Consider the following 19,231-nt stretch of genomic DNA (forward strand, 5'->3'; position numbering starts at 1 on the left):
TAGTAGCGTAATAATAACCAGAAACGATGAATCAACACTTAAAAAAACTTTTACCAATGTTGGATGTATTTGGAATCTTTGAAAGAGATCCATTTGGCAATTCAATGCTTGTAAAAAGAATTATCATGATTGTGTTAGGATGGATAACATACTCTCGTTTAAGAGGCATCAATAAAACAAGAATAAGTGGAACACAACATTTAGAAGGCTTACCGAATGAAGGCGTACTGTTTTTATCAAATCATCAAACATATTTTATGGATGTGATTTGCCTTTACCATATTTTCTTTAGTGTGAAATGGGGCTTTCGGAATTCAATTAATTTCCCGATTTATTTGTTAGCACCACGCTCAAAAGTATTTTATGTTGCAGCCTCAGAAACGATGACCGAAGGAGGATTATTACCAAAAGTTTTTTCGCAAGCAGGTGCCATTTTAGTGAATCGCTCTTGGCGAGAAAAAGGGAAAGATGTTAAGAAAGAAGTAGATACAGCGGCAGAAGATAAAGTAGGCAAAGGATTATCTTATGGTTGGGTAGTAAGTTTTCCGCAAGGAACAACCACCCCTTATGCTCCCCTTCGTAAAGGAACAGCACATTTAATTAAAACACATAATCCAATTGTTGTTCCTGTTGTAATCAATGGTTTTAGAAGAGCTTTTGATAAAAAAGGACTTCGATTCAAGAAGCGAAATACCACGCTTTCTGTTACTTTCAAAGAACCGATTCGCTTCGATAAAGATATGCCAACCGAAGAAATAATGGATATTTTAAGAGATAAAATTGAACAGAAAATACCTGTACAAAAATTGGTTTGGCTAAGAGAAAAAGAGTAAAACTATGTTAAATAAAACCAGAGGCATCGTGATAAATTATATTCGTTACCGAGAAACGTCGGTAATTGTGAATATTTATACCGAAGAATTTGGGATACAAGCCTACATTGAAAATGGTGTAAGAAGTGCGAAATCAAAGAATAAAATAGCCTTGTTTCAACCACTTACTTTATTGGATTTAGTGATTTATCAAAAAGGGAAAAATGCAGGAGCAAATAAGCAAATACATCGCATTGCCGAAATAAAGTGCAATAATCCGTTTCATACTTTACCTTATGATATTTATAAATCTTCGATTGCCCTTTTTATCACAGAAATCTTAGGGAAATCACTCAAAGAAGAAACTGGGAATCATCTTCTATTTGAATTTCTGCACAATTCAATTATTTGGTTGGATGAAGTAAAAGAACATTTTGAGAATTTCCATTTACAGTTCTTATTGCAATTGGGTACTTATTTGGGTTTTTCTCCCGAAAATGCACACGAAATTTCAAATGAATTAAGGATTCATAATTTGCCAGTACTTAGCTTGCCATTAGAAAACCAATTAGATGTTTTATTGAATACACCATATCATCAATCTCCCAAAATTGATAGAAATAGCCGTAATCAATTATTAGAATCCATCATTTTATTCTACCGACTTCATGTAGATACTTTAGGAGAAATAAAATCTTTAACGGTTTTGAAGGAAGTGATGAGGTGAAAACACTTTCGTTTAAATCTTCCGCTTCAATTCAAAATGTTTACCCAAGTACAAGCGTCTTACTTGTTCATCATCAGCCAATTCTTGTGGTGTACCAGCTTTCAGAATTTTACCTTCAAAAAGTAAATAAGCACGGTCAGTGATTGAAAGTGTTTCGTCCACATTGTGGTCGGTAATTAAAATTCCGATATTTCTATACTTTAATTTGGCTACAATTCCTTGAATTTCTTCTACCGCAATGGGGTCAACCCCAGCGAAAGGCTCATCCAACAAAATAAATTTTGGGTCAACCGCCAAAGCACGAGCAATTTCAGTACGACGACGCTCCCCACCAGAAAGTACTTGACCTAAGTTTTTACGAACGTGTGTCAACGAAAACTCTTCTAAAAGCGATTCAGTTTTTTCACGTTGTTCTTGTTTAGAAAGCTTAGTCATTTCCAAAACGGCTAAAATATTTTCCTCTACCGAAAGACTTCTAAAAACCGAAGCCTCCTGAGCCAAGTAACCAATTCCCAATCTGGCACGTTTGTACATGGGCAAGTCCGTTATTTCGGTATCATCCAAAAATACTTTGCCAGAATTCGGCTTTACCAAGCCTGTAGCCATGTAAAAGGAAGTGGTTTTCCCAGCACCATTTGGCCCTAAAAGCCCCACAATTTCACCTTGTGCTACTTGGTAACTAACGTTATCATTTACGAGACGCTGCCCGTACTTTTTAACTAAATTTTCTGTTCTTAAAATCATAATTCAATAGTACTCAACAGCTCGTCGTCTTGCCAAACAAGCCGAAAAGTTCTGTCAAATGTTAAATAATTTCCTTCTACTAAACTAAATACCCACACTGGGTCGCCTTCTTCGTCCAAAGCAATCGTTATTTCGTTATCGTCTTTCAAGCAGTCTGTTATGACCAAATCATAAGCTTCACAGATACAATCTATTATGCTATCTTCATAAATTATTTCTTTTGAAAAAAGGTTTTTCATAGCTGTTCTTCCATTTTTTTACTTCCATACACCAGAGTTCCATTAAGTTCTTTTAGCCGTTTACTAAGTTTTATTAAACGTGTGTCACGCAAATCTGGAGTATTCACTTTTGAAAGTACAATTATACCATTTACAGCATTATGACTGAATGAAGATAAAAGCTTATCAAGTGAAGTGTTGATTTGACTGACGGCTTTTATTAAATCTGAGCCTTTTAATTCAATGAAATAAAGCTTTTCATCTTCAACAACCAAGAGATAATCACACTTTTCTCCTTCACTAATCAAGCAATTATCAACCCTGTATTTCTTTAAAGATTTATTTCTAAGATTATTGACGATAAATTCCCGACTCTCTTTGTCATCCTTGAATACTGCTATTCTACGAGTGTCATTAAATTCAACACATTGTTCTGATAGGTTGGTAGTTAGTCTCATGTTAAATCAAAAAGTTGGTCAAATTTATCATTATTAATTCTGGAAGCGGTGTCTATTTCTTCTACTCTAATAATTTTTAATTCCTCATCAATGATGTCACGAATACGCCCTTTGTTGTCTTTTCCTCCCACAAAATAGGATTTTATTTTTTCTGGACTTAGCCAAAGTTGTTTGTCAATAATCTCAGATACTTTTTCAGGATGTTTTTCTCCGACTTGGTAAGCATAAATCAAATTGTTTATCGAAGTCAATAAATAGGGTGAATGAGTAGTGATAAATACTTGATTGCCATTTTGATTGGCTAATAAAGCAATTAAATCAATCATATTTTTTTGTGCTTCTGGAAATAAATGAGCTTCTGGCTCTTCTATTACAATAAATAGGTTTTGTGGAATATCAATAAATAGGAGTATCATTTGAACAATCCAAATCGCTTCTTGTTGACCAGACGAAGCAAGAAGAAGTCTGATATAGTGTTTATTATTGATTCTGATTTTATCACCTTCATTGTTATCATAGAAATACTCTCCAATCAATATGTCACTTGCGAGTTTTTGAGCGAGTATAAATATTTCTTCATTGTTATTATATTCATCTTCAAAATTTGAAGAATATGAGCTAAAGATATTTTTGGCATTATCTATCCGTTTTAGAAAATCTTTAGTCAAAAAATCAAATTGTTGCGACGAAATCTCTTGGACTTTTTCTGAAAGTGCGGAAAATGCACTTCGTCCAGCAGGAATGAAAAGTAAGTCTTTCTCAAAACTAAAACCTAAGAGGTCGTTGAGGGAACTTTTTACCTTTTTAATGTAATTACTTCGTTGCTCATCTATATCATTTAACTCACTTGATGTCAAAAATTTATTATCAAATTTGTGGTATTGGTTAGCTCTGATACTAAGAAAATCAATTTCCTCATTTAGACTCTTTTCAAAATAATCACTAAACACCACCTTAACAAAATCATCTTCATAGTCTAGGGATATACTTAAAGAAACATTTTCGCTATAAAAAAACGCTAAAGTAAAATTTGAATTGGTTTGATGAACCGAGCCAAAATAATCGGTAAGTTTATTTCTAACAATCTTGTTAAGTGAAGTAATCGGAGTATCAAAATTATTATCGTCAAAAGCATTCCTTAAATATTTCATCAAATCATCTCGCAATGACAAAAAGAAAAATACAGTTTTGGCAATAGTACTTTTTCCACTTGCTTGTGGTCCAATAAAAATAGCAAAGTCGTTGATTTCCATCTCGACATCTTCAATTGGACCAAAGTTTTTGATGATTATCTTTTGCTTCATTTTCTGAACAGTATTAATTCCTAATCTCTATTTTATACATGGCTGGTATCCCTACCAGCCACTAAAATCCCTAAACCTTAATATCCTTCAACATCAACTGAAATGATTTTCTTCCTTGCCATTCGTTGATTTCTATGGTATAGCATATTGAAAAGGGTTTGCCTTCTTGTAGTTGCTCAAAATAGTCTTCTACCATCCCGAAACCTACACAAGTATAAGCGGGTGAATCTTCTTGAAAAACATTGATTTTTAAATGCTTTTCTTTCATCTTCAATGCTTTGCCATGCAAGTAAACATTTTCCGAAACAAAAACTGGCGTCATATTTTGTGGACCAAATGGCGACATCTGCGACATGATTCTATGAAATTTGTCTGAAATTTCTACCAAAGGCAATTTCAAATCTATGTCAATCTTGGGCGACAATTGTTCGGGCAAGATTTTTCGATTAACGACCTCTTCAAATTTACGTCTAAAATTTTCTATCTCAGCGATTTCCAACGTTAAACCTGCCGCAAAAGTATGTCCGCCAAATTGTATCAAATGTTCTGAACACTCCTCAATGGCATCATACACATCAAAACCCGGTACTGAACGAGCCGAACCCGCAGCATGTCCATGCGATTCTGTCAGAATAATCGTTGGGCGATGATACTTTTCGATACATCTACTCGCTACAATTCCGATTACTCCTTTGTGCCAATCATTTTTAAAAAGTACTGTACTTTTGGCAGATTTCAGCAATTCGTCTTCTTCAATGATACTCAAAGCTTCGGCGGTGATATTACTGTCAAAGTTTTTTCTGTCGTTATTATGTTTGGTAATAATATTGGCAAAATCTGTGGCTTCTTCTTCGTTGTCGGTCAATAATAAGTTAACGGCATCATAAGCGTGTTTGATTCTTCCTGCGGCATTGATTCTTGGTCCTAAGCCAAAAACAACTTTCGTAATATCCATTTTACCTGCCAAACTTGCCGATTGCATCAAAGCTTTCAATCCCGTTCTTGGATTGGAGTTCAATTGTTGCAAACCATAAAAAGCCATAATTCTATTTTCGCCCGTAATCGGCACAATATCGCAAGAAATAGAAGTAACGACTAAATCTAAGTAAGGCATTAATAATTCTTGAGAAATTCCCTGCGTTTGGCAATACGCTTGTAATAATTTAAAACCAACGCCACAACCTGTTAATTCTTTGTAGGGATATACACAATCAGACCTTTTGGGGTCAAGTATTGCTACGGCTGGTGGAAGGTCGTTATCGTCAGGACGGTGATGGTCGCATACGATAAAGTCAACGCCATGTTCTTTTGCCCAAGTAATTTTTTCTTTGGATTTAATTCCGCAGTCTAAGCTCACTATCAATCCAAATCCTTCATTAGCCGCTTTTTCCACACCAGCTTGCGAAACGCCATAACCTTCGGCATAGCGGTCGGGAATATAAAATTCTAAAGGACAGCTTGCTGAATTTTGATAAACGACATTTTTCAAGAAACCGTAAAACGTTGCAACCGAAGTAGTTCCGTCCACATCGTAGTCGCCATAAATCATCACTTTTTCGCCCGACGAAATGGCTTTCGTTAGGCGTTCTACTGCTTTGTCCATGTCTTTCATCAAGAATGGGTCGTGCAGATGAGCTAAATCTGGGCGAAAAAATGCTTTGGCTTCTTCAAAAGTATTAATATCACGCTGAGTTAAGAGCGTTGCTATTTCCGTTGAAACATTAATTGCTTCAGCGACTTGTTTTATTTTTTCTGTGGAAGGAATGGGTTTATAAATCCAACGTTTTTCTGTCATAAGGCAAAAATACAAAGACCTGCAAGGTTTCGGAAGCCTTGCAGGTCTAATCTATATAATTTAAGAAAAATTAAGCTTAAAGCATGGTTTTAAACACCTTCTGCTACTACTTCTTTTACTTCTGGAACCATACGAGTTAAAAGGTTTTCAATCCCTTGTTTCAACGTCATCGTTGAAGACGGACAACCTGAACATGAACCTTGTAACAATACTTTCACCGTTCCTTCATTGAAAGAGTGAAAATTGATTGCTCCTCCGTCTGATTCTACAGCTGGACGAACGTACTGTTCTAAAACTGCTTTGATTTTCACAACTGTTTCAGAATCTTGCTCACCTCCTATTACATCGTTGGCAGCAATTGTTGCTTTCGTGAATACTTCTTTTTTCTCTTCAAAGAAACCTTTCAAAAATTGTTTCAAACCAAATAGTTCATCTTCCCATTTTGTGTCTTCGTCTTTGGTAACGGTTACAAAATTTGATGAAATGAATACTCGTTTGACAAAATCAAAGCCGAATAAAGCAACTGCCAAAGGTGAATTTTTGCCTTCTACTACTGCATCTGATGGCATAGCGTAGTCGAACGATAAACCTTCAGGAGCTAACACAAAGTTCAAGACAAACTTCATTGAGTTTGGGTTTGGCGTTGATTCTGTGTAAATTAATATCTGCTGTTTTAACATGAGTTCTATTTAATTTGTATCTGGATTGGGTCAAATTTTAAAAATGCACTGAATTGACTATAAAATTAGCAAGCATTCAGGAAACATTTAAAACACAAAATTAGTTTTCAGAAACGTATAAATGTCAGAATACCTTCAAAAAAATAGTATTTGGGTACTTCCTATATCAATTGTTTTGTCAGCAATTGGTTATGTTTGGATATTATATTACTTACCAAGAACCCATTTCAATATTTTTATTAGTATTATCGCTTTACTTTTTGGTTTATATTTTTTAATCGTAAAAAGTTTGTCAAAGTACTTCAACATAAAGTACTTATTGGGCATTGCGGTGGTTTTAAGATTGCTGCTATTATTCGTAACTCCGAATTTATCTGATGATTTTTACCGATTTATCTGGGATGGACGATTAATTGTTGCAGGAAAAAATCCATATTTATATTTACCCAACGAATTTCCAGAAAATCCTCTTTTTTCTTATTTAAACTCGCCAAATTATTACACGGTTTATCCACCTTTCAACCAGTTTATTTTTGGACTTGCTTCATGGTTTTTTCCAGAAAACTTGTTGGGAAATATCGTTTTGCTAAGAGTAATCATCGTATTGGCAGATGTTGGAGTAATGTTTTTACTGTATCAACTGAAAAAAGATAGTGTACTACTTTATGCTTTCAACCCATTAATTATCATCGAACTGACTGGTAATTTACATTTTGAAGGAGTGATGATTTTCTGGTTTTTATCGGCCATTTATTTTTTTGTTCATGGTAAAATACAAGTTTCGGGACGAGATAAAATTTGGGGAGTGATATGTTTTACTTTATCGGTCGCCACCAAATTAATACCGTTGATTTTTTTACCTTTAATCATCAAAAAGATTGGCTTTAAAAATGGAATCTGCTTATCTTTTCTTTCGGCTTTTTTATTTGTGCTACTTTGGCTTCCCTTTTTTGACGGAGCAATAATCAGTAATTTCTTTTCAAGTATCGACCTTTACTTTCAAAGCTTTCAGTTCAATGCCTGTGTATATTACATCATTAGGGAAATCGGTTTTTTGATACTTGGTTTCGATGTTGTTTGGTGGGTTGGTGGAATCTTGGGGCTTTCGGCTTTGTCTATTATCCTGAATTTATCTTGGGGAAAATTTTGGTGGAGGAAAGATAATATCAATACTTTACTGAAAAATGAAGGAGAAGAAATGACAGGAAAAATGCTTGAAACTTTCTATGTAACAGCATTATTGATTGTAACGACGTATTATTTTTTCGCTACAACAGTACATCCTTGGTACATCGTTTCGGTTTTTACATTATCCTTACTTACTCCTTATCGTTTCGGAATTGTATGGTCTGGAATGGTGATGATTTCTTACTTTGCTTATCGACAAGTGCCTGTTAATGAGTCACTTTATCTGATTGTTATCGAATATTCAGTCGTAATTGGCACAATACTTTATGAGCTGAAAATAAGCCGTTTAGCGATTTATCCACACCAAAAGTAGATTTTTTGTTGGCATTCCCTGCTTTTATCACGAACTTAGAGGGACAATTCGGAGAACTCCACTGTCAAAAAAAGCTAACCTAAAATACGTTTTCAGAAAATGTTAGATATCATCCAACTGCTCCCTGATTCCATTGCGAACCAGATTGCCGCCGGCGAAGTCGTACAACGACCAGCTTCTGTGGTGAAAGAGCTTTTGGAAAATTCCATTGACGCCCAGTCAACAAACATTCAATTAATCGTCAGAGAAGCAGGAAAAACCTTAATTCAAGTCATTGATAACGGTTTGGGTATGTCCGAAACCGATGCGAGAATGTGTTTTGAGCGTCATGCTACTTCCAAAATTCGTACTTCCGACGACCTCTTCAAAATCAGAACGATGGGTTTTCGGGGCGAAGCGATGGCATCTATTGCCGCAGTAGCACAAGTAGAAATGCGTACTCGCAGAGCAACCGACGAATTGGGTGTTTTAATAAAAATAGAAGCTTCGGAATTAAAAGCACAAGAAGCCATTGCTACGCCAGAAGGCACAAGTATTCAGGTTAAAAACCTGTTTTTTAATGTACCAGCCCGTAGAAATTTCCTAAAGTCGAATCCTGTTGAAATGCGTCATATCATCGACGAATTTCAAAGAGTAGCTTTATCTAATCCTGAAATTTCATTCTCTTTACATCATAACGATACCGAAGTATATAATTTGCCTGCGGGTAAATTGAGTCGAAGAATTGTAGATTTATTCGGGAAAGGTTATCGAGAACAATTAGCTTCTTGCGAAGAAGAAACCTCTTTCGTAAGTGTTCGTGGTTATGTTGGTAAACCAGAGTACGCCAAAAAAACTCGTGGTGAACAGTTCTTTTTTGCCAATAATCGTTTTATCAAAAATAGCTATTTGAATCACGCTGTGATGAGTTCTTTTGAAGGATTAATTCCAGAAGGTTCGCATCCGTTTTACGTACTTTTTATTGAAATCGACCCAATTCATATTGATATAAACGTTCATCCAACCAAAACTGAAATTAAGTTTGATGACGAACGAACGGTTTATGCCATCGTGCAAGCGGCGGTTCGGAAATCCATGAGTCAGCATAATTTGATGCCTTCTTTGGATTTTGAAACAGATGTGAATTTTGCTAATAATATTTTTCAATTCAACGGTTCTCCTTTTGAACAAAAAAAAGAAACGGCTGTAAGTGCTTTTGCAAGAACGACTGAAACACCTTTTAGAGAAAAAACAAATCTGACTAATTGGAATAAATTATATGAAGGTTTGAATCGTCAGCTTGATGATTTTGAAAGAAAAGAACCTGAAGTAGAACAAACGAAAGTGGATTTTGGCGATACCACAGAAAGTACTTCGTTCTTGCTAAAAAGCAAAGCGAATGATATTGGAAGTGATCGTCCGCAAAGAGCCTCGCAAGATTCAGAGGCTTCTACTTTTCAAATTCATAATCGCTACATTATTTCTCAAGTAAAATCGGGAATGCTTTTGATTGACCAACGTGCGGCTTATGAAAGAATTTTGTATGAGAAATTCTCGCAGAATTTACGCAAAAATGGTGGTGCCTCTCAACAGTTATTATTCCCGACAAAAGTAAAACTAACGACAGCAGATTTTCATTTATTACTAGAAATTCAAGATGAAATCCGAAATCTTGGCTTTGTGTTGAGTGTTGTAGAACATGATTCTTTCATGGTAAATGGCATTCCTGCTGATTCTCCAGAAGAAAATGAGCAACAAATGTTAGAGGGAATTTTGGAGCAATTCAAACAAAATGAATCAGAATTACATTTGGATAAAGCTGAAAACCTAGCTCGTGCTATGGCAAAACGTTCAGCAGGGCGTTATGGAAATCATGCTTTAACGGTTTTAGAAATGAATACTTTGGTAGAACAGCTTTTCGCTTCTTCAAATCCAAGCTATACGCCAAGTGGCGAAATAACGATGAAGATTGTTTCTTTATCAGATATGGCAAGTTTATTCTTGCGATAATCAACAATATTAAAAGAGTATTATAAAAATCAATGATGAAAACGAATCGAATAGCGCTACTCCTGTTAGCAATTTTTGTTTTTTCAGGTGTGGCAGTTTACTTTAAATCTTGCCAAACGACTAGCTCACAAGAAAGTGTTCCTCAAGAAGAAGTCACACTCAATCCCACGCCAGATTTCAATGCCGATTCAGCGTATAGCTTTGTTGAAAAACAAGTAAGTTTTGGACCAAGAGTTCCCAATACCAAAGCACACAAAGAATGTGCAATTTGGTTGGTCGAAAAACTAAAACAGTTGGGCTGTGAAGTAAGTACACAAGATTTTGTAGCAACTACTTTTGATGGAAAGAAGTTGAATGCAACAAATATCATTGGTTCTATCAATCCAACGGCTACGAAAAGAATTTTATTAACGGCTCATTGGGATGCACGTTCGGTAGCAGACAAAGATTCTGTGGATAAAAATAGAGCAATTGACGCTGCAAATGATGGAGGAAGTGGTGTTGGAGTATTGTTAGAATTAGCCAGAAGTATTCAACAAGCGAAAACAAAACCAAATGTTGGCGTTGACATTATTTTCTTTGATGTAGAAGATGTAGGCGAACCAGAAGATTTTAAAGGAGAGCATGGACAAAATTCTTGGTGTTTAGGTTCGCAATATTGGGCAAGTCATAAACACAAAGAAAACTACACGGCTTATTATGGAATCAATTTAGATATGGTTGGTGCCAAAGGAGCAGTTTTTCCACATGAAGGTACTTCAATGCAATATGCACCGATGATTGTGAGAAATGTTTGGGATATTGCTAGTAGATTAGGTTATTCTAATTTATTCATAGATGCAGATGGCGGAGGTTTGGTTGATGATCACGTTCCTGTAAACGATGTAGCGAAAATTCAAATGATTGATATTATTGAATTAAGACCCAACGACCCAAAAACTTTTGGGGCATATCATCATACGCATCAAGACAATATGTCGGTTATCGACAAAAATACTTTAAAAGCGGTAGGACAAACCGTTTTGACAGTTTTGTATCAAGAATAAGCGATAGGCTATAAGCCCTGAGCTTTAGGCAATATGCTTCAAAGAGTAATTGTCTAAAGCTTCTATCTTATAGCCTGCCGCTTTTTTTTGTTACTTTTGTGAAAATTTTAAAAATCATCTAAAGATTAATTTCTTCTTTAATGATGTTTTCAAATTTAATAGTTAATTTTTTCGGTTCATCAATTGCTAAGATAATCAAATCAAATGGAACAAACAGAAGCTTTAAAATTAGTACATCTTAATGATGTTCATGTGGCACTTGGGGCAAAAATGGTACCTTTTGCAGGCTATTCAATGCCAGTTTTATATACAAATCTTATTCAAGAACACATTGGTGTTCGTACTGGCGTAGGTGTTTTTGATGTGTCGCACATGGGTGAGTTTGTAGTAAAAGGCGAACGTGCTACTGAGTTTTTGCAATATGTTACTTCTAATGATGTTTCGGTTTTGGTTGATGGTAAAGTGCAGTATTCTTGTTTACCAAACGATAAAGGTGGAATTGTAGATGACCTTTTGGTATATCGTTGGAACGAAAACGAGTATTATTTGGTAGTAAATGCTTCGAATATTGAAAAAGATTGGAACTGGTTACAGCAGAATAATACATTCGGTGTAGAAATGGAAAACATTTCTGAAGGGTTAAGTCTTTTTGCGGTTCAAGGCCCTAAAGCGATTGATACGCTGAAAAAGCTAACGGATTTAGATTTGGATTCAATGGAGTATTATTCTTTCAAATCGGGAACGATAGCTGGTATTGGTGATGTTTTGATTTCTTCAACTGGTTATACAGGTGCAGGTGGCTTTGAAGTATATGTTTGGAATAAAGATGCCGAAGCGATGTGGAAAGCAATTTTCGAAGCAGGAGCCGAATTTAATATCATGCCTGTTGGTTTAGGAGCAAGAGATACTTTGCGTACAGAAATGGGCTATTGTTTGTATGGAAACGATATTGATGATAGCACTTCACCAATTGAAGCAGGTTTAGGATGGATTACTAAATTCAACAAAGAGTTTATCAATTCAGAATTCCATCAAAAAATTAAAGAAAATGGTCCAACTCGTAAATTAGTAGGTTTTGAAATGATTGATAGAGGTATCCCTCGTCAACATTATGAAATTATGGATGCAGCTGGTAATATCATTGGCGAAGTAACTTCTGGAACACAGTCGCCTACGCTTAGCAAAGGTATTGGAATGGGTTATATCACTAAAGAATACACCAAAGTAGGTTCGGAAGTATATATCAATATCCGTAATAAATATTTGAAGGCAGTTGTGACTAAAATGCCTTTTTTGAAGTAAAAATGTGAATTAGATTTTTTTGAAATTATGCAAAAAATAGATGTTTGTATCAGTCCCGAATTATTACATTTATATAATATCGAGAATTCGATTGTTGTTGTTGTAGATATTTTTAGAGCTACTTCTTGTATGACAACCGCTTTTGCCAATGGAGTAGAAGCAATCATTCCAGTATCAACAATTGAAGAATGTGTAAGTTATCAGCAAAAAGGTTACTTAGCAGCAGCAGAGCGTGACGGAAAAACCCCAGAAGGTTTTGATTTCGACAACTCTCCTTTCAGTTATATGGTCGAGAAAGTAAATGGTGCAACTATTTGTGTGACAACAACAAACGGAACTTTAGCGATTACCAAATCAAAATCAGCTGTAAAAGTAATGGTTGGGGCTTTCTTGAATTTAGGTGCTTTGGCTAGTTATCTAAAAGACCAACAATACGATATTTTGGTATTGTGTGCGGGCTGGAAAGGTAAACCGAATTTAGAAGATACGCTTTTTGCGGGAGCTTTAGTAGAACGCTTGCAAGAAGAATTTATGGTAGAAGATGATTCTGCTTTGATGGCTTTGCGTCAATACGAATTAGCAAAAAATGATTTATTATCGTTTGTGGCATCTTCTTCTCACGTAAAAAGATTACAACGTTTAGGCATTCAAAAAGACATCGCTTATTGTTTACAGCAAGATTTATACGATGTTTTACCCGTCATGCGTGGGAATACTTTAGTAAAAATGTAGCACGAGTTTCCAACTCGTGGATTGCAAAACTTTTATTTTTAGAGGGACTTGAATAATCCCTCTAAAAATAAAATAAATTTATCTAACAATTCTCTCCATCTACATCACACATATCTCCAGAAATTGCCTGTACTTGTTTTTCTTGGGCTAATTTTTCAAAGATTTCTTTAAATACTTCTGAAGGTTGTGCACCAGAAACAGCATATTTTTTATCAAAAATAAAGAAAGGTACGCCCGAAATACCTTGTTGGCGGAAATAGTGCATTTCTTCTTTTACTTCATCAGAAGCTTCATCTGACTGTAGAATGCCAACTGTTTTTTCAGCAGCCCAACCAAATTGACTCATCACTTCTGCTACAACGTTTTCGTCTGTTAAATCAACTCTGTCGATAAAATAGGCTTTCATCAAAGCTTCTTTTACTTCAACTTGAATCCCTTCTTGCAAAGAAATCATAAGTATTCTATGGAAAGCAAAAGTATTAATGGCTTTTGGGAGATTTTCAAAGTCAAAATCTAGATCCTCTGATTCAGCTGCTTGCTCAACTTGACGAAATTTTTGAGCATAATTAGCACCAAAACGACCTTCCATGTGTTCACTGAAGGGTATTCCTTCTTTGGGAACAGTTGGGTCTAGTTGAAAAGGATGATAGATAACTTGCAGATTACAAGAACTTTGTGTATCTTGAATAGCTTTTTCTAACCTGCGTTTACCGATATAACACCAAGGACAAACAATGTCCGAAACAACATCTACACGAATAATTGGTTTTGTATTCATTTTTTTAAAATTATAATACCTTGCTAAAGTATCAATGACTGATAAATAGAAAGCTATCGGTCATATTATAAGATAGTTAAACAATTTGCTTTAAAATCTATTTTATATACAGATTAACACACCACGAGAGAGACTATTCCCAAATTTTTACGTATTCATTATTAGAACCGCTTTTTGCGTTTGAAAATTCAATTTCGATTTTAGATTAAGTAAATCAACTAAAAATCAAATAGTTATAAGTTTCAAGTTTTAAATTAATTTTTACGTTATGAAAAAAATCTATCTTTTTGCAGTGGTTGCACTCCTTGCTTTAGCGTCTTGTAATCGTAACAGTTTTCAAATTGGTTCTGCTTGTCATCGTGAAATCGAAGATGAAGTATTTAAACCCAATTATCAATCTTTCACAACCGTTGAAAAACAGTTTACCATGATTGATACCACCTACAAATTTCAAGCTGTGATTGATGAAATTGGGAATCAAATGAAATTAAGAGGCTATGAAGATTCTAAAGAACGCCCCAATTTAATTGTTTTCTATGCACTTTTCCCTACAGATGTGAATCTTTCAGTGTTACAACGTTCCTTCAGAGGACTAGGAAAAGAAAGTATGAATGAAGAACTAAGAAGAGTAAAACTCAGAAAAGGCACACTTCTTTTACAATTTGTCGAAAACGATAGTAATCGTCCAATTTGGATGGGATATGCTGCTGGCATTGCGGCACCAGAAACACATAGTATTGACGAGAAAGCCTTGAGAGTCGCTACTCGTCAGATTTTTGATAATTACAGAATTTTTGCCAAAGATTACATCGCTGGGAAACCTGTTTCTGCACAAACAATCGCATTGAAGTAATGGACAGTCTGATAAAATTCTTAATAAGTAAGCATTGTTACAATATCCTCATGTTGGGGAAACATTTGTAGCAATGCTTTTCTATCTTTCATTTCAAAATCATTAAAGTCGAAACCAGGAGCAACAGTACAGCCTACTAAGGAATAAGCATTTTCTTCGACAGGTTTTGAACCAAACCATTTTCCAGCAGAAACCACTGCTTGGAAAACCTCCCCACAATAAGGATTATTACCTAGACGAATAATTTCTAAAGTGCCATCATCATCCAAAACGTAAATGTTTAAAGCAGAACCAGCATAAAAATGCCATATTTCATCAGAGGCAATACGATGTAATGCTGAAATATGATGGCTTTCCAGCAAAAAATAAATGCTTGTTGAAAATACTCTTTCACCTTTAAAACGTGGAGGTAATGCCGCTTGGGCAATACTTTCACTCGCACGATAGGTTTCCACAAAGTAGCCACCTTCAGGATGAATATTCATTTGATAGTTTTCTATCCAAAATTTGGCAGTTTTAGTCGATGACATCTTTAAAAAATCTTTCGTCAAAAGTGAATTTTTCTATATTTTTAATCTTTACATCCTGAAAATCTGGATGCAATGGATTAATCAAATAATTAGTTTCTTGAGGAACAATCGCTGAAGGTACTTCAAAAGCGATAGATTGCTCTTTTTTTAGCCAATGGTCGGTAAAAGAAGCTAACACGCCCGCATCAAATATTTTCGCCCAGTCTTTTGGTAAAATAGAAGAATCCAAAATTGTAACTTGATGTTCTGGAATATCTAAAGTAATAATGGCATAATCGTCTTCTGGGTAATATTCTCCGATATGGACTAATACTTCTAATAAAGCCAGCGAACGATGCGAAGCCGTGTAAAGTAAAGATGTTCCTCTCCTATTCCAACGCTGCCCTTTTAAGCTTGCCCCAAAGCCCGATAAATCTCTTGCTCGTTTAAATTTACTGATTCTAAAAACGTCCATTTTTAAGAGAATAATCCGTGTTCAATATAAATTAATTCTCTTTCAATGATTTCATAGCCCAAAGAAGTGTCCAGTAGTTCCGTAGGACGTTTTCCACCCAAAGCAGGGACACGAGAGTGCATCCAGCCGTTAAAGCGTTCAAGGCTTCCAAAAGTTTCTTGTCCTAATTCATACAATTTTGCCAAGCGAATCAATTTTGCAGAAGCATCTTTATCTAAACGTTGGTCGTCTCGATAGCGTTGAATCGTTCTTTCAGAAATATTTAATACTTCTGCCATTTCTTTGTTAGAAAACGCAATTTGTTTTGCCAAACTATCTAAAGCTTGTTTAGGTAAGCCTTCTTTGGCAATTTCTATCAAATCAAAATCATGTCTGATTTCTCGGTTGATGATTGTTTGACCACCCAACAATACAATTAAAGTTGGGATGGGTAATATATTTTGTGTTTTCATCTAAACCTTATCTTGTAAATATGTCGTAAATATAACGACAATTGTCGTTAATGCAAAAATATTGTTATGGAATGATATTTTGAGTAATATTTCAAACAATATTTTTATTAAATATTTTAAGAATTTTTAACAAAATGCAACATTCGTAAATAGGTCTGTGTCATTAGTTTGAATTTAAGTTATTGGTTGTCTAATAGATGAAAACTTTTTAACTTGAAAGTTAAGAAGTTTGAACACGATGAACCCTCAACCTTTAGCACTGGAACAAACACATTACATAGACAAACATTTACCGCTCGTAGAGGCTTGCCGTAGGGGCGAACGCAAGGCTCAATATGAGATTTATAGGCTTTATTCAAAGGCTATGTTTAATGTTGCTGTCCGAATTGTAAATCATGTTGGCGAAGCAGAGGACGTCCTGCAAGATGCTTTTTTGGATGCTTTTCAGAAAATCCATGATTTCAGACAAACAAGTACTTTTGGTGCTTGGTTGAAACAGATTGTCATTAATCGAGCGTTAAATCATTTACGCAATAGGAAAGTACAATTAATTGATATTGAAGAAGCAGGCGAAGTTCCAGACGAAGCAGCTTATGATGAGGAAGGAATAGAACTTAATATTCAGAGAGTACAAAATGCCATTCAACAGTTACCAGATGGTTTTAGAACAGTACTTTGTTTGTATTTATTAGAAGGTTATGATCACGAAGAAATCGCTGAGATTTTGGGTGTGGCAGAATCTACTTCTCGAACACAATACATCAGAGCCAAAAAGCGATTGTTGGAAATTTTAAAACAATAAAGTCCTATTCTCTTTTTTATTGAGAGGAGGCTTAAAGCGTTATGAAAAAGACAAAAATAGAAAGATTCATTCGTGATAACCGAGAAAACTTTGATCAATTTGAAGTACCCGCTGGTTTGTGGGATAGAATAGATAAAGGCTTGGGGAATTTAGATACCTTTCCAGGAGAAACATCCTTTGTAGAAAAGAAAAATATCATCGTTTTCAAACAAAAATATTGGGTAATGGCAGCAAGTCTTGCTTTGCTCATTGGTTGTTTCTTTGTGTATAATCTTGGTTTCAAATCACAAAATACGGACAAAATTATTGCTACCGTAAGCCCCGAATATGGTGATAAAATGGTTCAGTATGCAAGTTTAATTGAAACAAAACGTGAAGAAATCAGGCAAATTGAAACAGAAGACCCAGTATTGTATAAAGAATTTGCCAAAGAAATCGAGAACCTGAATAAAGACTATCAAAACCTGAAAGCCGAATTGCCCCAAACGCCCAATCAGGAAGAGTTAGTTAAAGCCATGATTCAGAATTTACAAGTACAGTTAGATATTTTAAATAGGCAATTGTCGATTATTCAGAAAATTAAAGATTATCAGAACAATCCGACAAGAAGCATTTGAGGTAAACAGTTTAATCGAAGCATGTCATGAAAAAGTTATTGAATATATTAGCATTAAGTGTTCTAGTTATTAATGGCACTTTAGCACAAGAAGTAAGAGTACACATAAGTGATTCAACAGAAAGTAAAGCATTTGAAAATCATTTAAGGGCAAGTATTGCCGTAACGAGAAATATTGCTGTTCGAACAATTAATGGTGTAGCCACAACACTAAGAAATATCGAGCATCAAACTTTACCAGCAACGCCAGCCAACCCAAATTATGCTTATGGCGAAGCTATCATTCAGGAAACAGCCACTGTAGAAAAGAAAAAAGTAATCAGTAAATCGTTTCCAGTGGATGCCAAAAACTTTTTAAACATCAATAATCAACACGGTGAAGTAAAAGTAGAACTTTGGAATAAAAACGAAATCAAAGTAGATATTACAATCATTGGTTACGGTAAATCTGACGCTGAGGCACAAATGCTGATTGATAATGTAGAAATCATTGAAAGAAAAGAAGGCGATAAAATAGCTTTTAAAACAATGATTGATACTGATGAAAAAAGTAACGGAAATGGTAATTGGAGCTGGGCAAATAGCTTAACCAATAGTTTTAACTGGAGTAGCGGTAAGAAAGCGATGGAAAAACGTGGTGTAGAAATTAACTACATGATTTTTATGCCAAAATCTAATTCTTTGACGGTCGCAAATAAATATGGGAAAACAATCATTCCCCAGTTTTCAGCACCATTAAAAATTACCTCTAATTACGGTAGCTTTGTTTCTGATAGATTGACAGGTGGAGGTAAGGACATCTTCGTACAATATGGTTCTGGTAATATTAAACAAATGGACGATGGTGATTTGCACATTGCTTATTCAAAACTAAATATTGAAAAAGCGGATAACTTAAAACTTATCAATAATTATGGTTCGATGATTCTGGATGACATCAATCATTTAGATGGAACAATTCAGTACTCTAGTGGAAAAATCGGTAAGATTAACCAAACAGGAAAACTGTCTATCAGTTATTCAGATGGAGTTCAATTGGCAGAATTATCCAAAACTTTGAAAACCTTAGATATTCGTTCTAATTATACAGCCGTAAAATTACCTGTAACGGGCGATTGTAACGCTGATTTTGAAGTAACGACTACCTATGCCAACTTTAGGTATCCAGAAAATAAATGTACTTTAACGGTGAACCCTGATGATAAAGAAGATGAAGACCGTAAGATAAACTTTCCGACAACCAAAGTGTATAAAGGGAAAATTGGGAAAGGTTCAGCTACTAAAATTACGATTAAGACTAATTATGCTGGAGTAAAATTCACTGAAAAGTAAAAATATAAAACGGCTTTCCTTGAAAATTGTTTTTCAATATTCATTCATAATAAAATCCACTCATATTCTGGGTGGATTTTTCATTTTATTTGAGGTGATTTACTTG

The 19,231-nt window shown here is 35.0% G+C and carries 21 protein-coding genes; 11 read left to right on the plus strand and 10 right to left on the minus strand.

All coding sequences use genetic code 11. From position 1 onward, the window contains the following. The first annotated feature begins 26 nt into the window (after positions 1-26). Entirely contained in the window at positions 27-833 is an 807-nt protein-coding gene (locus tag HNP25_RS17600) for a lysophospholipid acyltransferase family protein (protein WP_184136316.1), read from the plus strand. A gap of 4 nt (positions 834-837) precedes the next feature. Further along, complete coding sequence (gene recO / locus HNP25_RS17605; protein ID WP_184136318.1) at positions 838-1,539, plus strand: DNA repair protein RecO; 702 nt, start codon at positions 838-840, stop codon at positions 1,537-1,539. A 12-nt stretch (positions 1,540-1,551) separates the two neighbouring features. Here the strand turns inward: recO and lptB are convergent, their stop codons facing one another. The 6 genes from lptB to HNP25_RS17635 form a co-directional block, all read right to left on the minus strand. Continuing rightward, positions 1,552-2,283 (minus strand): LPS export ABC transporter ATP-binding protein, encoded by a 732-nt coding sequence (lptB, locus tag HNP25_RS17610; RefSeq protein ID WP_184136320.1) that lies wholly within the window; start codon positions 2,281-2,283, stop codon positions 1,552-1,554. Further along, positions 2,280-2,522 (minus strand): hypothetical protein, encoded by a 243-nt coding sequence (locus HNP25_RS17615; protein WP_184136322.1) that lies wholly within the window; start codon positions 2,520-2,522, stop codon positions 2,280-2,282. Before HNP25_RS17615 ends, lptB begins: the two co-directional genes overlap by 4 nt. Next, entirely contained in the window at positions 2,519-2,959 is a 441-nt protein-coding gene (locus tag HNP25_RS17620; RefSeq protein ID WP_184136324.1) for a hypothetical protein, read from the minus strand. The genes HNP25_RS17615 and HNP25_RS17620 overlap by 4 nt, the downstream gene beginning before the upstream one ends. Next, complete coding sequence (locus HNP25_RS17625) at positions 2,956-4,263, minus strand: AAA family ATPase (RefSeq protein ID WP_184136326.1); 1,308 nt, start codon at positions 4,261-4,263, stop codon at positions 2,956-2,958. The genes HNP25_RS17620 and HNP25_RS17625 overlap by 4 nt, the downstream gene beginning before the upstream one ends. Positions 4,264-4,333: 70 nt before the next feature. Then, positions 4,334-6,058 carry a single-stranded-DNA-specific exonuclease RecJ gene (gene recJ, locus HNP25_RS17630; RefSeq protein ID WP_184136327.1) on the minus strand — a complete coding sequence of 575 codons (1,725 nt, stop codon included), beginning with the start codon at positions 6,056-6,058 and terminating at the stop codon, positions 4,334-4,336. An 89-nt stretch (positions 6,059-6,147) separates the two neighbouring features. Then, positions 6,148-6,738 (minus strand): NifU family protein, encoded by a 591-nt coding sequence (locus HNP25_RS17635; RefSeq protein ID WP_221432500.1) that lies wholly within the window; start codon positions 6,736-6,738, stop codon positions 6,148-6,150. A 121-nt stretch (positions 6,739-6,859) separates the two neighbouring features. Here HNP25_RS17635 and HNP25_RS17640 point away from each other — a divergent pair, with 121 nt between their 5' ends. From HNP25_RS17640 to HNP25_RS17660, 5 genes are all read left to right on the plus strand, one after another. Continuing rightward, a complete protein-coding gene (locus HNP25_RS17640; protein ID WP_184136329.1) occupies positions 6,860-8,239 on the plus strand; it encodes an MptA/MptB family glycosyltransferase in 1,380 nt (459 codons plus the stop codon). Positions 8,240-8,338: 99 nt separating this feature from the next. Beyond that, a complete protein-coding gene (gene mutL / locus HNP25_RS17645) occupies positions 8,339-10,228 on the plus strand; it encodes a DNA mismatch repair endonuclease MutL (protein ID WP_184136331.1) in 1,890 nt (629 codons plus the stop codon). A gap of 32 nt (positions 10,229-10,260) precedes the next feature. Next, positions 10,261-11,274, plus strand: a complete 1,014-nt coding sequence (locus HNP25_RS17650) for a M28 family peptidase (protein WP_310587179.1) — start codon at positions 10,261-10,263, stop codon at positions 11,272-11,274. Between the two features lie 204 nt (positions 11,275-11,478). Continuing rightward, complete coding sequence (gcvT, locus tag HNP25_RS17655; RefSeq protein WP_184136333.1) at positions 11,479-12,576, plus strand: glycine cleavage system aminomethyltransferase GcvT; 1,098 nt, start codon at positions 11,479-11,481, stop codon at positions 12,574-12,576. Between the two features lie 27 nt (positions 12,577-12,603). Next, complete coding sequence (locus HNP25_RS17660) at positions 12,604-13,308, plus strand: 2-phosphosulfolactate phosphatase (protein WP_184136335.1); 705 nt, start codon at positions 12,604-12,606, stop codon at positions 13,306-13,308. An 82-nt stretch (positions 13,309-13,390) separates the two neighbouring features. Here the strand turns inward: HNP25_RS17660 and HNP25_RS17665 are convergent, their stop codons facing one another. Beyond that, positions 13,391-14,086 carry a DsbA family oxidoreductase gene (locus HNP25_RS17665; protein WP_184136337.1) on the minus strand — a complete coding sequence of 232 codons (696 nt, stop codon included), beginning with the start codon at positions 14,084-14,086 and terminating at the stop codon, positions 13,391-13,393. A gap of 268 nt (positions 14,087-14,354) precedes the next feature. Between HNP25_RS17665 and HNP25_RS17670 the strand changes: the two genes are divergently transcribed. Then, positions 14,355-14,939, plus strand: a complete 585-nt coding sequence (locus HNP25_RS17670; protein WP_184136339.1) for a DUF4136 domain-containing protein — start codon at positions 14,355-14,357, stop codon at positions 14,937-14,939. A 20-nt stretch (positions 14,940-14,959) separates the two neighbouring features. Here the strand turns inward: HNP25_RS17670 and HNP25_RS17675 are convergent, their stop codons facing one another. Genes HNP25_RS17675 through parS form a run of 3 tightly spaced genes read right to left on the minus strand, consistent with a single transcriptional unit; the run spans position 14,960 to position 16,375 of the window. Continuing rightward, on the minus strand, positions 14,960-15,469 hold the full coding sequence (locus HNP25_RS17675; protein WP_184136341.1) for a cupin domain-containing protein: 510 nt from the start codon (positions 15,467-15,469) through the stop codon (positions 14,960-14,962). Continuing rightward, positions 15,456-15,923, minus strand: coding sequence for an RES family NAD+ phosphorylase (locus tag HNP25_RS17680; protein ID WP_184136343.1), 468 nt, complete (start codon positions 15,921-15,923; stop codon positions 15,456-15,458). The genes HNP25_RS17675 and HNP25_RS17680 overlap by 14 nt, the downstream gene beginning before the upstream one ends. 2 nt (positions 15,924-15,925) lie before the next feature. Continuing rightward, a complete protein-coding gene (gene parS, locus HNP25_RS17685) occupies positions 15,926-16,375 on the minus strand; it encodes a type II RES/Xre toxin-antitoxin system antitoxin (RefSeq protein WP_184136345.1) in 450 nt (149 codons plus the stop codon). A 238-nt stretch (positions 16,376-16,613) separates the two neighbouring features. Between parS and HNP25_RS17690 the strand changes: the two genes are divergently transcribed. From HNP25_RS17690 to HNP25_RS17700, 3 genes are read left to right on the plus strand one after another with little or no spacing between them, the layout of a single operon-like run. Beyond that, a complete protein-coding gene (locus tag HNP25_RS17690; RefSeq protein ID WP_229202905.1) occupies positions 16,614-17,177 on the plus strand; it encodes an RNA polymerase sigma factor in 564 nt (187 codons plus the stop codon). A gap of 41 nt (positions 17,178-17,218) precedes the next feature. After that, entirely contained in the window at positions 17,219-17,794 is a 576-nt protein-coding gene (locus tag HNP25_RS17695) for a FlxA-like family protein (protein WP_184136347.1), read from the plus strand. 26 nt (positions 17,795-17,820) lie between these two features. After that, positions 17,821-19,125 carry a hypothetical protein gene (locus HNP25_RS17700; RefSeq protein ID WP_184136348.1) on the plus strand — a complete coding sequence of 435 codons (1,305 nt, stop codon included), beginning with the start codon at positions 17,821-17,823 and terminating at the stop codon, positions 19,123-19,125. The last annotated feature ends 106 nt before the right edge of the window (positions 19,126-19,231 follow it).

The organism is Arcicella rosea (assembly GCF_014204325.1).
In the GTDB taxonomy this organism is placed as follows: domain Bacteria; phylum Bacteroidota; class Bacteroidia; order Cytophagales; family Spirosomataceae; genus Arcicella; species Arcicella rosea_A.